The organism is Pseudoalteromonas tunicata, from assembly GCF_002310815.1.
GTDB classification, from domain to species: Bacteria; Pseudomonadota; Gammaproteobacteria; order Enterobacterales; family Alteromonadaceae; genus Pseudoalteromonas; species Pseudoalteromonas tunicata.
This window is the reverse complement of record NZ_CP011032.1, coordinates 3,069,565-3,083,369: the sequence shown is the minus strand read 5'-3', so window position 1 is coordinate 3,083,369 and position 13,805 is coordinate 3,069,565. Positions and strand designations below refer to the sequence as shown.

The 13,805-nt window shown below is 39.8% G+C and carries 13 protein-coding genes; 3 read left to right on the top strand and 10 right to left on the bottom strand.

The annotated features are described in order from the left end of the window. Positions 1-21 precede the first annotated feature (21 nt). Positions 22-2,205, top strand: a complete 2,184-nt coding sequence (locus tag PTUN_RS14025; RefSeq protein WP_040643672.1) for an OsmC domain/YcaO domain-containing protein — start codon at positions 22-24, stop codon at positions 2,203-2,205. Between the two features lie 105 nt (positions 2,206-2,310). On the opposite strand, the gene serA is transcribed toward PTUN_RS14025, so the two are convergent. The 6 genes from serA to PTUN_RS13995 form a co-directional block, all read right to left on the bottom strand. Further along, positions 2,311-3,543 (bottom strand): phosphoglycerate dehydrogenase, encoded by a 1,233-nt coding sequence (gene serA / locus PTUN_RS14020; protein WP_009837593.1) that lies wholly within the window; start codon positions 3,541-3,543, stop codon positions 2,311-2,313. Between the two features lie 14 nt (positions 3,544-3,557). Further along, complete coding sequence (gene rpiA, locus PTUN_RS14015; protein WP_009837592.1) at positions 3,558-4,214, bottom strand: ribose-5-phosphate isomerase RpiA; 657 nt, start codon at positions 4,212-4,214, stop codon at positions 3,558-3,560. Between the two features lie 55 nt (positions 4,215-4,269). Next, positions 4,270-4,851, bottom strand: coding sequence for a 5-formyltetrahydrofolate cyclo-ligase (locus tag PTUN_RS14010; protein ID WP_009837591.1), 582 nt, complete (start codon positions 4,849-4,851; stop codon positions 4,270-4,272). 52 nt (positions 4,852-4,903) lie between these two features. Continuing rightward, a complete protein-coding gene (locus tag PTUN_RS14005; RefSeq protein WP_009837590.1) occupies positions 4,904-5,458 on the bottom strand; it encodes a hypothetical protein in 555 nt (184 codons plus the stop codon). A 194-nt stretch (positions 5,459-5,652) separates the two neighbouring features. Further along, positions 5,653-7,155 (bottom strand): S10 family peptidase, encoded by a 1,503-nt coding sequence (locus tag PTUN_RS14000; RefSeq protein ID WP_009837589.1) that lies wholly within the window; start codon positions 7,153-7,155, stop codon positions 5,653-5,655. 116 nt (positions 7,156-7,271) lie between these two features. Then, positions 7,272-8,162 carry a dTDP-4-dehydrorhamnose reductase family protein gene (locus tag PTUN_RS13995; protein ID WP_009837588.1) on the bottom strand — a complete coding sequence of 297 codons (891 nt, stop codon included), beginning with the start codon at positions 8,160-8,162 and terminating at the stop codon, positions 7,272-7,274. Positions 8,163-8,282: 120 nt separating this feature from the next. Between PTUN_RS13995 and PTUN_RS13990 the strand changes: the two genes are divergently transcribed. Further along, positions 8,283-9,548, top strand: coding sequence for a diguanylate cyclase (locus tag PTUN_RS13990; RefSeq protein WP_009837587.1), 1,266 nt, complete (start codon positions 8,283-8,285; stop codon positions 9,546-9,548). A 37-nt stretch (positions 9,549-9,585) separates the two neighbouring features. Here PTUN_RS13990 and PTUN_RS13985 read toward each other — a convergent pair whose 3' ends face one another. From PTUN_RS13985 to PTUN_RS13970, 4 genes are all read right to left on the bottom strand, one after another. After that, positions 9,586-10,308 carry a LytR/AlgR family response regulator transcription factor gene (locus PTUN_RS13985; protein ID WP_009837586.1) on the bottom strand — a complete coding sequence of 241 codons (723 nt, stop codon included), beginning with the start codon at positions 10,306-10,308 and terminating at the stop codon, positions 9,586-9,588. Further along, positions 10,298-10,852, bottom strand: a complete 555-nt coding sequence (locus PTUN_RS13980; protein WP_009837585.1) for a histidine kinase — start codon at positions 10,850-10,852, stop codon at positions 10,298-10,300. Before PTUN_RS13980 ends, PTUN_RS13985 begins: the two co-directional genes overlap by 11 nt. A 90-nt stretch (positions 10,853-10,942) precedes the next feature. Further along, positions 10,943-12,037, bottom strand: a complete 1,095-nt coding sequence (locus PTUN_RS13975) for a histidine kinase (protein WP_009837584.1) — start codon at positions 12,035-12,037, stop codon at positions 10,943-10,945. A 1-nt stretch (position 12,038) separates the two neighbouring features. Then, complete coding sequence (locus PTUN_RS13970) at positions 12,039-13,121, bottom strand: sensor histidine kinase (protein WP_009837583.1); 1,083 nt, start codon at positions 13,119-13,121, stop codon at positions 12,039-12,041. A gap of 335 nt (positions 13,122-13,456) precedes the next feature. Between PTUN_RS13970 and PTUN_RS13965 the strand changes: the two genes are divergently transcribed. Further along, complete coding sequence (locus tag PTUN_RS13965; protein WP_009837582.1) at positions 13,457-13,795, top strand: P-II family nitrogen regulator; 339 nt, start codon at positions 13,457-13,459, stop codon at positions 13,793-13,795. The last annotated feature ends 10 nt before the right edge of the window (positions 13,796-13,805 follow it).

Sequence of the window (13,805 nt, the reverse complement as noted above, 5' to 3'; positions counted from 1 at the left end):
CTCGACTGTGGAACCAATGCAATGGAAATTAAAGTTAATTTTCTCGACAATCTTAGACTAGAAGCTAAGTTTGATGATTTTTCGGTAATTGCCGATCAGCCTATTCGTTATAAAGGTGATGGCTCTGCGCCAAGCCCATTTGACTACTTTTTAGCATCATCAGCACTGTGTGCAGCCTATTTTGTTAAAGTGTATTGTAATGCGCGTGAGATTTCGACCGACGGCATTCGTTTATCACAAAACAACATTGTTGACCCAGAAGACCGTTATAACCAAGTTTTTCAAATTCAAGTTGAGCTACCTGAAAGTATTTCGGATAAAGACCGCGAAGGTATTTTACGTTCAATCGACCGTTGTACGGTAAAAAAAGTTGTGCAAACGGGTCCTGAATTTAAATTAGAAACCGTTGCAAATCTGGATGAAGATGCGCAAGCCATGTTAATGGCCAAGCCAGATGATGCTGAAAATACTTTTATTTTGGGCAAAGATTTACCTCTTGAGCAAACGATTGCCAATATGACTAGTATTTTGGCTGAGTTAGGCATGAAGATTGAAATCTCGTCATGGCGCAATATCGTGCCTAATGTTTGGTCATTGCATATTCGTGATGCGGCCTCTCCAATGTGTTTTACCAATGGTAAAGGGGCTACAAAAGAAAGTGCGTTATGTTCAGCATTAGGTGAGTTTATTGAGCGCTTAAACTGCAATTTCTTTTATAACGACCAGTTTTTAGGCGAAGACATTGCTAACAGCGAGTTTGTTCATTATCCAAATGAAAAATGGTTTAAGCCCGATGCAAGTGATGCCTTACCTGAGGGCATTTTAGACGACTATACCCGCGAAATTTATGATCCTGAAGGTGAACTGCTAGGCTCACATCTAATTGATACAAACTCGGGTAATGTTGAGCGCGGTATTTGTGCTATTCCGTATGTGCGTCACTCAGATGGTGAAACGGTGTATTTCCCATCCAACCTGATTGAAAACTTATTTTTAAGTAATGGTATGAGCGCTGGCAATAATTTTGCCGAAGCTAAAGTACAGTGCTTGTCTGAAATATTTGAGCGTGCGGTAAAACGCCAAATTATTGAGCAAGAAATTGTACTGCCTGACGTGCCACAAGCGGTGCTTGATAAATACCCAAGTATTGTTGCGGGTATCAAAGGACTTGAAGAGCAAGGCTTCCCTGTGGTGGTTAAAGATGCGTCATTAGGCGGTCAGTTCCCTGTGATGTGCGTGACCTTAATGAATCCTAAAACCGGTGGTGTATTTGCTTCATTTGGCGCGCATCCAAGTTTTGAAGTCGCACTTGAGCGTAGCTTAACCGAGTTATTACAAGGTCGTAGTTTTGAAGGTTTAAACGATGTACCAAAGCCTACATTCAACAGTATGGCGGTCTCTGAGCCAGAGAACTTTGTTGAACATTTTATTGATTCAACCGGTGTGATTTCATGGCGTTTCTTTAGCAGTAAATTTGATTATGAATTCTGTGAGTGGGATTTTTCAGGCACTAACGCAGAAGAAACCGAGAGCTTATTTGGCATTTTAAAAGACTTGGGCAAAGAAGCGTATATTGCTGAGTTTTCAGACCTAGGTACAGCATGTCGCATCTTGGTACCTGACTATTCAGAAGTCTATCCAGTTGAAGATTTAATTTGGGATAATACTAACAAAGCGCTGCAATATCGCGCTGATATCCTAAATATCCATTCGTTAAACAAACGAGCACTTAGAAAGCTAGTTGAGCGTTTAGAAGAAAGCCAACTTGATAATTACATCGACATCATCACCTTAATTGGTGTTGAATTTGATGAAAATACCGTATGGGGTCAAGTGACTATCCTTGAGCTTAAGATTTTAATTTATCTTGCGTTAGGTGAACTTGAAGAAGCGATTGATTTAGTTGAGTCGTTCTTGCAGTTTAATACCAATACGGTGCAGCGTGGTTTGTTTTATCAAGCAGTGCATGCGGTACTTGAAATTGCGTTAGATGACGACCTAGAGCTTGAAGACTTTATGCATAACTTCAACCGCATGTTTGGTGCTGAGGTGATGAAAAACGCCATTGGCACTGTCACAGGTGAAGTTAAATTTTATGGTTTAACCCCAACCAGTATGAAGCTCGAAGGCTTAGAGCGTCATCAACGTTTAATTGATAGCTATAAAAAGCTTCATGCAGCGCGTGCGGCAAAAGCAAAGCGTTAATTAACTGAGGTTAATAAAAAGTATTAAAAAAGCCACTTCATCAAGTGGCTTTTTTGTTTTTTACAATTTTAACGCAATTAACGCTGCTCAATTAACGCAGGTTTACTAGTGCAAAATACGCGCTTTAATGGTGCCTTCAACTGCACGAAGTTCTTTTAAAGCGATTTCAGAGTCATCGGTATCGACATCGATTACGACATAACCGATGGTTTCATTGGTTTGTAAGTATTGCGCCGCGATATTGATGCCGTGCTGTGCAAATGCTTGGTTGATTTGCGTTAAAATCCCCGGACGATTGTGGTGCACGTGTAATAAACGGCTACGGCCAGCAAGCTCTGGCAGTGATACCTCAGGGAAGTTAACCGCAGATAAGGTTGAACCGTTATCTGAATATTTGGCTAATTTACCCGCTACTTCAATGCCAATGTTTTCTTGGGCTTCTTGGGTTGAACCACCAATGTGCGGGGTTAAAATAACGTTGTCAAACTCACGCAGTGGCGAGATAAACTCTTCATCATTTGAGGTTGGCTCGGTCGGGAATACATCAATCGCCGCACCTGAGAGTTTATTTTCACGTAAGCTGCTGGCAAGGGCATCGATATCAACCACAGTACCGCGTGATGCATTAATTAAAATCGCACCATGTTTGATGATTTCAAGCTCGGCAGCACCAATCAGGTTTTTAGTTTGTGGCGTTTCAGGCACATGCAAGCTAATCACATCAGAAGTTTGTAATAGCTGAGTGAGGTGATGCACTTGTGTGGCATTGCCTAGGCTTAGTTTATCTTCGATATCATAATATTGCACATTCATGCCAATATTTTCAGCCATGATGCCAAGCTGGGTACCAATGTGGCCATAACCTATGATCCCTAAAGTTTTACCGCGAGCTTCAAATGAACCATGGGCTGATTTATCCCATATGCCACGATGTGCTTGGGCATTTTTTTGTGGAATACGACGAAGGAGTAATAAGATCTCACCTAATACCAATTCTGCTACCGAACGTGTATTTGAAAACGGCGCGTTAAACACTGCAATGCCGCGCGCTTTGGCGGCATCGAGTTCAACTTGGTTAGTACCGATACAAAAGCAACCGACTGCTATTAGCTTTTCTGCGGCATTAAGCACTTTTTCAGTTAAATGAGTACGCGAGCGAATACCAATAAAGTGTACATCACTAATTCGCTCAATCAGTTCTTCTTCAGCTAAAGAGGTTTTTACATATTCAATATTGCTGTAACCGTGGCGCTTGAGCGTTTCTACAGCGCTTTGGTGTAAACCTTCTAACAATAAAATTTTAATTTTATCTTTTGCTAACGAAACCTTATTACTCATCCTCATTCCTCAGTTTATTTCAGTATTTTTGGTCCATCGGGGGTGCCGACAATAACAACGTCTGCACCACGAGCGGCGAACAGGCCATTGGTAACAACACCGACGATTTGATTAATTTGTTGCTCTAATTGTTTGGCTTGACTGATCTGTAGATTAAACACATCTAAGATGACATTACCGTTATCAGTGACTACACCTTGGCGATACATTGGGTCACCACCTAACTTAACTAATTCTCTGGCAACATAGCTGCGTGCCATAGGAATGACTTCAACCGGTAATGGGAAATTACCTAATACGTCTACTTGTTTGCTGCTATCAACAATACAAACAAACTTTTTAGCGACTGCTGCGACAATTTTTTCGCGAGTCAGTGCAGCGCCACCGCCTTTAATCATTTCATTGGCGGGATTAATTTCATCGGCACCGTCAACATAAACACTTAAGCCATCAACATCATTGAGCTCAAATATCTCAATGCCAAGCGCTTTTAATTTTTCGGTTGAGGCTTCTGAGCTAGATACTGCACCACGAATATCACCTTTTATTGTGCCAAGGGCATCAATAAAGTGGTTCACTGTTGAGCCTGTGCCTACACCTATAATGCTGTCTTTTTCTACGTATTCGAGTGCAGCCCACGCGGCGGCTTTTTTCATTTCATCTTGTGTCATTGCAGTCATCTCCAGAACGGGTAAAATTTGGGTGCTCAGTATATAAATTTTTTAACTACCAACGGTAGTTAAATTCGGGGGTTGCTATCCATTTCAATGGTATATCCCAGCTTTCACAGGGTAACAGCGCTACTTTTTGGCATTCGTGAGCAAGGCCTATTACGATCGGTTTTTGCCATTGCTCTTGATAATATTTGGCCAAAGTTCGGTCGTAAAACCCACCCCCCATTCCTAATCGATTGCCTTTTTCATCAAATGCCACTAAAGGCGTAAAAATGATATCAAGCTGCTCAATAGGGCAAATTTGACTGCAATTTAACTTGGGCTCAAAGATACCATAGCGATTAGTGGTCATGGGTGAATTTTTTTCATACTTCTGAAAGAGTAAATAGCCTTTTGAAAATGGGTGTATTACAGGTAGAAATAAGCTGTGGTTTTCTGCTTGAAGAGCTTGTATTAGTTCGCTTGTTCCTAGTTCACCATCGTTGGTGAGGTAGAGGGCTATTTTGGCGTTTTTGTAGGGTTTTAGTTGTTGAATTAAATTCACTTTGAGCTGTTTGGCAGCATTTTTTTGTTCTGTTTGAGTGAGTGCGTTGCGCTTTTTTCGCACTAAATCTCGGATTTCATCTCTTTTCAAGGGTAAATTCTCTTTCGAAAAGGGGGCGTGGAGCTTGGTTAAAGCTCATAAATTAGATTTTTAATAGATCTGGATACATTAAGCTCACGAGTAATAATGCGACTAGCAATACTAAAATCCCACCGCCAATCAAGATAAATAGCTTGTTCGATTGTTTTTTAATAGGGGCGTCTAGGTCTTCTTCAAACTCAAGCGGCTCTGCATGATGCTCAGGCTCTAAATCATCATTTAAATCGGGTAGTTTAGCTTGCTGATTTTGAGCGAGTTCGTCTACTTTCTCTTCTAAGCGAATTAGGCTGGTGGTGATGTAATCGAGCGCATTAATGATTTTTAAATCGCGTTCTTTTTGACCAGAATCAGGCGCAGTGCTCGTTGCAGCTAGCGTTTGAGGTTGCACTAATTTGACTTGGATCCCCACACTCGCAAATAGCTTTTGTTGTTTGGTCGCTTTTTCTAGCGTAGTGGCGCTAAAGGCTTCATCACCTTGTAGAAACTTGGCCACAGTGGCATCACTTAACTTGAATTTTGTTTGTAGTAACTGTTTTGCTTGTTGCACTGTGAGTGGCGCGTTTAGTGCCTCAAAGATTACTTTACAGGTATCGCTCATTGATTTTTCTCATTGGCAAATTCGAGTTTAAATTATATACCTAGCTTGGCTAAAAATGCGAGGTGAGGCAAGCGAAGAGTGTAAATATGTCTTAGATTTTATTGATGTTTTATAAATAAATCTGAGCTAGGTACATAAAAAACCGCAAAAATTGTAAAGCGGTTAGTCAGTAAAAACCGGCTAACCGCTCAAGCTTAATATTTTGCAGCAGTGCCTGCAGGTGGTGTGGCGTGTTTGATAAAATCTCGTAAATCGTCATTTGATTGTTTTAAATCATCACGGCGTAAATACATCATATGACCGCTACGGTAGCCTTTAAAACTCAGGCGATCTTTCATTTTTCCACTAGGATCGAGCTGCCATAAAGTGTATTTGGCATCAAAATAGTTAGTTGCGCCATCGTAATAACCGGATTGGATCATCACGTTTAAATATGGGTTTTGTGCCATTGCCAGACGTAAGTTTTCACCTGCATTGTTATTGGTTCTATCCCAAGGATGAACCGAACCAAACATATTGTATTTGATGTCGGTTTTGTAATTGAGCTCCTGGCTTAAATACCAATTAATTGCTGGGGTGAAGGAGTGTAACCAAGAGGTAAGCTCTGGCCAGTAATCAGGTGAATCTCCCACTTCTTTTTTATCTAATCCTAAATAGCGCGAATCAAGTCGACCAATAGTTTGCCCTTTGTTGCGCAACAGTTCTTTCCAGAAGAAGCTTGGTGCAATATCAAGATTATTTTGCAGTACGGCCTCAGTACTTAAACCACTAAAATAAGCCATTTTTGTAGCAATACGTTGTTTTTCATCTGGGGCTAAAAAACCACCTCGGGCAATTGCGGGCATTAGTTGGTCAAGGGTAAATTGCTCTGCTTGAGCAAGCACGTCGTCTAAATCGAGTTTTTGCAGTTCAGGAGTCAGTACTTTGTGGTACCAGGCGGCAGCAGTAAAATATGGTAAGCGATTTGCTGCATCAACTGGACCTTCACGTTTAATGCCGATGTCGGTTGGCGATACTAAAATAACACCATTGAGGTACATCCATTGTTGATTTTGCAGTGCGTGTGCTAAACCAGATACGCGAGTTGTGCCATAGCTTTCACCAATTAAAAATTTAGGCGATAACCAACGGTCGTTGCGACTGACAAAGGTATTGAGCCATTCAGCGAGGTATTTGATGTCAGCATTAACACCAAAAAACTGCTTTTGCTGGTCGGTTTTGCTTGGTAATTTGCCGTCTTTATCTTTAAGCACCCGAGAATAACCAGTATTGACAGGGTTTACATATAAAATATCGGCGACATCAAGCACCGAATACGGGTTGGCTTTGACGCCATAAGGTTGTACTGGGTAACCTTCATCATCAATGTTTAAAATACGCGGGCCTGTATAGGCAAGGTGCATCCAAACAGAAGCAGAACCTGGACCGCCATTAAATGAAATTAATAATGGTCGTTTGCTGTAGTCTTTAACAGCTTGATTTTGATAATAAGTATAATGCAATGTAGCAATGGCTTGACCTTCATCATCCCATACTGGCTGGGTGCCAGTGGTGGCTGAGTAGTTAATGGTTTCACCTTTTATTTTTACTTTATGGCTGGTGGTGACTTTACTTTCGGCTTCGATTTCTCGGCTTGAGGCATAGCTCAATTGGCTGATCACCAGCATCAAGACTAGTGCGCTTTTTAACAGGTTCATAACTTTCTCTCGTAATGATAGTTATGTTATTAAAAGCAACTCTTGGGTAAAAAACAAAGTTCTTGAGACTGATGACCAAATTTTAAGTTGAAGTTAACTTCTTGTCAGTGCGTTCATTAAACTTCAGGCTGCTTGACAAAAGGCCGTACGGCTTCAATGAGGCCTTTAATGGCATCTCTTTGATATAAAATCCCTTTTTTTGCTAAACGGTTGTCGCTAAGTTGGCAATTTTGTGGCCTAGCAGCTTGGCCTACAGGGCTATCCATTGCAGTAATTTGGCTTTTATCATAACCAAACGCATCAGCAAGGGCGCACGCTAATTGAAACTTGGTATAAGGTGTTGTATCTGAAATATGAAATACACCGCCGCGCTCAGATTTATCAAGTTGAGTAATGATGGCTTTAAGTGTTTTTGCTATGTCGTCAACGTGAGTCGGATAGCGTACTGCCCAATTGTCCATTTTCGGAGCATTGCTTTGAATGAGTTGCTGCCAGGTAATGGTGAGTGCAGATTCATCGATTTTTTCTACCGCACCATATAAAACCGGAATGCGCACCACGTTGTGCTGCGGATAAGCAAGCACAGCTTGTTCGGCTTGGTATTTTGAGATGCCATAATCATTCAATGGCGCAGGTTGTGCAGTTTCTGCATAAGGTGGCGATGTGCCATCAAAGACATAATCGCTGCTGATAAAAAATAGCTCGACCTGATGTTGGTGGCATAAATTGGCTAATGCCGCTGGCAGTGACACATTGAGTTGCTGTGTTAATTCGGGGTTTTCTAAGCATACTTCAGGTCTGCGCTCTGCTGCTGCATGTATCAAGTAGTGTGGTTTGTGCGTGATTAAAAAGTCTTCAAGGGCGCGAAAATCTGTGAGATTTAAAGGCACTAAAGGTTCACTTGCACGAGAAAAAGCAGTACCAATCACCTCAAAATGATCTGAAAAAGTATTAAATAAAGCACGCCCTAATAAACCACTGGCGCCGGTGATCATTATTTTTTTCATAAGTTTCTCAGTTGTTAATTTTGCAACAAATTGTTACATTTGTGCAGTCGCATGGGGTGTCATAATAAAGTGTTATCTTGGCTTTGATAAGTGTTTGGCCAAAAGTAGTGTGGAGTAACAATGCAGCGAGTAATAATTGTTGAAGACAGTAAAGTGGTTCAGCAGGTTTTAAGGCATTTAGCTGCGCAGTGGCTAGAAATTGAAGTCGATTTTGCTTGGTCGTTACGAGAAGCTGCAGGACTGATAAAACACCATAAATATGCCCTAGCGCTGGTCGATTTAACATTGCCAGATGCACCCGATGGTGAAGTGGTTAAATTAATGATGAAAGCAGCTATTCCAACAGTGGTACTTACTTCGGCCATTGATGAATACAAGCGATTGCAAATGATTGAAATGGGCGTGATTGATTATGTACTTAAAGATAACAGAGACTCATATCTTTATGCGATAAAGTTATTGGCGCAATTGTTGCGTAATCAAGGCAGTAAAGTCTTAGTTGCTGATGACTCAAAAACCAGTCGTAATATGATGCGACAAATGCTTGAGCAACTGCTTTATCAAGTTGTGGAAGCCGCTGATGGCGAAGAAGCGCTTGAGATGCTCTGCGAAGATAACAGTATTAAATTGCTCTTAACCGATTTTGCTATGCCAAAAATGGATGGATTTGAGTTGGCTAAGGCAATTCGTCATCGTCGTGGACGTGATGAATTGGCTATTATTGGGATCTCAGCTTCGGGTAGCCAAAGCCTGTCGGCAAAGTTTATCAAATACGGTGCCAATGATTTTCTTATCAAACCTTTTATGCCGGAAGAGTTTCATTGTCGCGTGATGCAAACCATGGAACAGCTTAATATGATTGGTAAAATTAAAGATGCCGCAAATCGCGATTATCTGACCAATTTATATAATCGTCGTTATTTTTATCAACAAGCGCAATACAAATTAAAGCATGACAGTAAAAAACAAACGTTATTTTTAGCCATGCTCGACATTGATTATTTTAAACAAATTAATGATACCTATGGTCATCAAGCGGGTGATGAGGTCTTGGTTTCTTTATCTAGTTTATTGCAGCAGCATTTTCCTGAAACCTTAACAGCGCGCCTTGGTGGTGAAGAATTTGCTGTTGTATTTGAAGCCGAAGATAACGATGATGCCAATGAGTTAATGGATGAGTTTCGTTTTTTTATTTCTAACCGAATGTTTAGTTTTGCCGAGCAACCTATAGCTGTGTCTATCAGTATTGGTATCGCTGCTGTAAATGATGCGGCGCTTGAACATGTTATTCAGCAGGCTGATTTAGCGCTTTATGACGCAAAAGGACAAGGGCGAAATCAAGTGGTGTTTTTTGTAGAACAAGTGCAATGCATCGATGAAATTTGATGCATTGCACTGAGGTATTGCTTTGAGGCTTTAAAGATTAAAGCTGTGTAAACTCAAGAAGTTGTTTTAGTTTTGTTGCTTGGCGACGAGAGATTTCAATTGTTTGGCCATTGGTTAATGTGGCTAGTAAACCATAACCAATTGATTGCTCCATACTGGTGATGGCATCAAGACGCACAATGTCAGAACGGCTTGCTCTGAAATAATTGGCTTCGTCGAGCTTCTTTTCAATTTTATTTAAAGAGCTGTGTAAGTACGCTTTACCATGTGGGGTATAAATGGCTGCATGGTTGCCAATAGACTCAAAGCGGATGATTTCACAAAGTTGGATAATGCGCATTTTCTCGCCATATTTAACCATTAGCTTATGGTCATCTGGCAGAGAGGTTTTTTCTTTGGCTTGTTCAACTCGTTTTTCTAATTTGGCAATGCTTTCAGCAAGGCGTTCTGGATTGACTGGTTTAACTAAATAATCCATCGCATTGAGTGAAAATGCATCAACCGCAAACTGGTCGTACGCAGTACAAAAAATAATGTTTACATCATCGCCAAGGGTTTCTGCAAGTTCAAGACCCGTCACTCCGGGCATGTGAATATCTAAGAAAATGGCGTCGGGCTTTTGTTCTGCGATTTTTTCTTTTGCTTCGTCGGCATTTTTAGCTTCGTCGATGATCTCAATTTGACTGTGCTTGGCTAATAAACGTTTTAATTCGTTACGAGCAAGGCGTTCGTCATCAACAATGATTACTTTAATGGTCATAATTAAGCGTTAACTCCATTTTATAGCTATTTTTAGTGAGTGTTTGGGTCAATGCTGGCGTTAAACTTGGTGTTATTGATGCAAGTTCAGTCGAAAAGTTTATTTCGCCGCTTTTTACGTGTGGCGCTTGAACCAGCTCTAAAGTAAAGGTTATTTTTTTATCTGCTTCAAGGCAATGTAGTGATAATTGATTATGTGATACGCCATAAATATCTTTTTCATGACAGATTTTTTCAACTATAGGTAGTAACAATGAGTGAGGTAAGTTGTTGTGCTTACTGATATTGTCTATTTTTATGTCACATTCTAATCTTTCTTCTAAGCGCAACGCTTCTAGATTTAGGTAATGTTTTACAAACGTAAGTTCTTCAAGTACGTCGGTTTGATTTTTACCATCGGCTAATTTAAAACGTAAAAGTTGCGCAAGTTCACTTAAAAGCTCGCTGGCTTTATCTTGATCTTCAAAAATAGTGTAACGAATAGCGTTCATACTATTGAATATGAAGTGTGGGTTTAGCACTGAATCGGTATTACTATCAAACATAAAGTCGCTTTTAAAATAATAAGATGGCGCTTCAATTTATGAGGCGTAACTGTAAATAAGTGTAAAAGTATTCATCTAACTTGCCTACTGTTATATGACAGAAGGTAAAATTTGAGGATGAATGGTTTCTTGCACTTTTATTGGTACAGTTAAAATCAGCTTGTGACTCGTTTTATCTTTGATTGAAATTAACTGCGCATTTTGGTTAAAAATAAATGCTAAACGGCGCTGAATATTTCGAAAATATTCGACATCGAGTTTACGTTTTTTAGCTGAGCTGTGTAATAAAACAATTTGATAGCTACCATCGATTATGTTGCCCGTCATTGATAACGCATGGTGCGGGTAAAGCGCATTTTTAAGAATATGCGAGGCCATAAAAATCAGCGTCATTGTTGGTAATTCGACGAGGTGCTCTTGTTGTTCTAGGTTAATGTAGATCTTATCAGGCGCTCTACCTTGTAATTTAAGCAATCCCAAATAATTCGTTAAACTTGCGAGTTCTTGCTCTATTTGACCGGTATTGCTGTTGCTTGCCGTAAGATTATAACGAAAAAGCTCAGACGCTTGAGTGACCACATCGGCTGCTTGTTCGGCATCGACATCAATCATCTTTTTTATAACATCCATGGTGTTGTATAAAAAATCTGGGTTAATTTGATTTATTAAAATTTTAAGTTCTTGTTTTTCTATTACTTCTTTTAATTTTTTGTAGTTTCGGCCACTGACAACAATAACATAAACCAATACCCAAATGACCATTACGCTCCAGTAACTGATAAAACTAAGCACAATTAAAATTGGGTAGCTTGGTTGCTCAATATCTTTAAATAAAGTTGCGAGTAATTGCTCTAACGTGTAAGGCGCAAACACCATAAACATAAGGTCTAGCAGCATATAACTGAGTGTTGTGATGGTTGTGATTAGGAGTAACCAAAGTACCTGCATTTTTATGGTGCGAATTTTACCTTCTTTGGCTTTATACATTCCTCGAACAATAACGTGAAAGGTAATAAAAAAATTAATGACGCTGATGAGCGTTTGGGCCACGATGTAGGGCTTGCCTGCTAACTCATTTAAGGTTGTAAATGAAGAGTAAGCTAAGTAGATGAATAAAATAACAAAAGAGATCCCCAAATATTGCCAATATCGTTTACCTGTTTGGGTGAGATAATTCCATTCCATATTATTTTTTCTTCATTGGTAAGGTGATGCGCGCGATAAAATGATCATCAATATGCTCTGTCGTGACAGTGGCATCATCATTGAACATTAGTGCCATGCGCTGTTTTAAATTGGTTAATCCGGTTCCTGTGCCGCTAGGTTTGTATGAGCCATGATAGATCGGATTCGATACCGTCAGCTGCCAATTGTGTTCAAATAAGAACGCATCTATTTTTAGCAAGCTTGGTTCAATGCGAGGTGCAATACCGTGTTTAATTGCATTTTCTAGTAAGGTTAGTAAGCCCATTGTTGGAATGGGTAACTCTAAACATTCATCAGGAATGTTAATTTCAATCAGCAGGCGCTCTTCAAGTCGAGTGTGCTCAATATCAAGGTAAAACTCACAGACGGCTAATTCATCTTTTAACGATACTGTAGGCTTTTGTTTTGAGCTTAAATTATAGCGAAACAGCTCAGTGAGTTTATCAACCAGCTCTTTTGCAATTTCTTTATTTTCGAAAATCATGCCTCGGATGCTGTTCATCGAGTTAAATAAAAAGTGTGGATTTAATTGACTCATTAATAATGCTAGTTGGCCTTCTTGCACTTTTTGTTTAATTGCTAACCGATTACGAACTCCAGTTAAGGCTAAGTAAGCCACTGCCCAAAACAGATATAAAAAGGTAATCGCTATAAATTTAAACAGCAATTTGCTGGTTTCCCACTTTGCTTGATAAAGATCATAAGCTTGCAATTCTAAACGATGCTCAACTCCGCCGCGAAAAAAGCGAGTTACTGCATTAAGGTCTGAATTGAGGAGCAGTTGAAAAGTATTGCTAAAGGTAATATCAAGGATTGTTGCAAAAATAATGGAAATAAACAGGGTTTTTGTAATGGTGCTTTTGAGCGCGTTTTCAGGCAAAAAGTGCTTTTGTGGTGCACGAATTATGAAGTGAGACAGCACAATAAAGAGTAATGAATTAAACGTTATTTGGCTCAAAACAACCCAATCTGGATAAATCGCAAAGGTGTGCTCTAAACCCGACATAAATTGTAAGCTAAACAAGGCTACAGCAGCTAAACCTTGAAGGACCCAATAAGTCATTCCCGCGTTATTCCTTTTTAAATTCGCTAATTCCCCTCAAGTTTTTGTTAAATGGAGGAGAAATCAAAGAGGCTATAGTGTGCTAAAAATATCAATAAATCAATCTGTAACTAAATTCGGGATTGTGGTTTTACGCACAGCTTGATTGCTATTGGTGAATAATGCACCACGATAGGATGTCTCGCTTGATTATTGCACAAATATGGTGCGTATTTGCTATTAAATTGTTAATGGTTTTGTTTAACACAATGAAAAAAAAGGTTTTTTAATATTGGCACAAAGGTTGGATTAGTCCGTTATCAACAGATAAATAAAAACGATAACGAGGGCTCACTATGAAAATGATTAGTGCAATTATAAAGCCATTTAAATTAGATGATGTGCGTGAAGCCTTATCTGATTTGGGGGTTGAGGGAATGACAGTGGTTGACGTCAAAGGATTTGGTCGTCAAAGAGGTCACACTGAGCTGTATCGCGGTGCTGAGTATCAAGTTGATTTCATTCCAAAGATTAAGATTGAAATAGCCACTCGCAGTGAAAACCTAGATCGCATTGTTGAAGCTATCACTAAAGTAGCTTCAACGGGCAAGATAGGTGATGGAAAAATTTTTGTTTATGACTTAGAGCAAATCGTGCGGATCCGTACCGGCGAACTAGATGAAGAAGCCATTTAAGGGGTAACAA